Annotated in this window: 1 pseudogene; it reads left to right on the top strand. The window is 42.6% G+C overall.

What is annotated here, in order from left to right:
• Window positions 1-310: pseudogene (locus tag P5674_RS26245) on the top strand (hypothetical protein); the annotation flags it as partial.

The raw sequence follows: 310 nt of genomic DNA, 5'->3' as shown, positions 1-310 counted from the left end.
ATAGGTAAACAGATAGAATCGGTGTGTAGGGCTGTCTGTGTTCTGCCATATCCTGATATCCAATTCCCTATTGTAACCTCGTTTATAGCGTCTCCAGTAACCCTTATGAGTACAGCAGGAATCCTGTTCCTTTGGGGGTCTAGTGGTACTGGAAAGTCACAGATAGCTACTATTGCGGCTTCACTGTATCGCACCGACACAGTGTTAGCTAACAGCACATTTGCTTCACTGAGAAACAAGATACAACACGAACGCTTTTATGACCCCCTTCAATGTGAATTTGAGAAAAATTTTATATTGGTATGGGAAG

The sequence above is a fragment of the Limnospira sp. PMC 289.06 genome (assembly GCF_032350395.1).
Classification (GTDB): Bacteria; Cyanobacteriota; Cyanobacteriia; order Cyanobacteriales; family Microcoleaceae; genus Limnospira; species Limnospira platensis.
Note: the sequence above shows the minus strand (reverse complement) of the source record. Positions and strands in the feature narration are given on the sequence as shown.